Here is a 652-nt window from a genome sequence, read left to right on the forward strand (position 1 = left end):
CGGGCCCCTCGCCCCCACCGCCCGCGGCATGATGGCCGTCCTCCCGTGCTGAGGAGGCCGACCCGGTGAGCGCCGCCGCCACGGAAGACGACACCACCCGCCCGGGACCGGCGCCGCAGGCCTGGTGCCCGAGCGGGGTCGCCGACGCGCCCGAGTCGGTGGTCCTGGGCGTGCGTTCGGGAACGGACGGACGGGTGACCTACCTGGCCGACCCCGTTCCCGCGAGCGGCGTGCTCGGCATGGTGCCCGCGGACATCGAGCCCCGCCGCGTCCTCAGGTTCGCCTCGCACTGCGTCAGTAACTGCGTCAACCGGCGCGGCGACGACTGCACGCTGATCGAACGGGTCGTGGCGGCCTACCCGGCAGCGGAGCCGGGCAACGTCCCGCGCTGCCATCTGCGGGCCGACTGCAAGTGGTGGGGCCAGGCGGGCGTCGACGCCTGCCGCCGCTGCCCCGCCCTCGCCAGCCGGCACCACGCCGACGAGGAACTGGCGACCCTCGTCGCGGACCCGTCGACCACGCTGGAACAGATCGACGCGCGGTTCGCCGCGGCCGGCGGTCCGGAAGCCGGTTAGGGGTGTCGTGGAGTGTCCCGGTGCCGTGGGGCGGGGTTTGTCCCCCCTGCGGTGCCGGCGCTTTCCTCTGCCGTGTC

General features: G+C 75.3%; 1 protein-coding gene. It reads left to right on the top strand.

Annotation, left to right across the window (positions count from 1 at the left end):
* Nucleotides 1-65: 65 nt before the first annotated feature.
* Nucleotides 66-575, top strand: coding sequence for a hypothetical protein (locus ADK65_RS33080; protein ID WP_053674719.1), 510 nt, complete (start codon nt 66-68; stop codon nt 573-575).
* The last annotated feature ends 77 nt before the right edge of the window (nt 576-652 follow it).

Origin of the sequence: Streptomyces sp. NRRL B-1140 (assembly GCF_001280065.1) — a bacterium.
GTDB lineage: Bacteria > Actinomycetota > Actinomycetes > Streptomycetales > Streptomycetaceae > Streptomyces.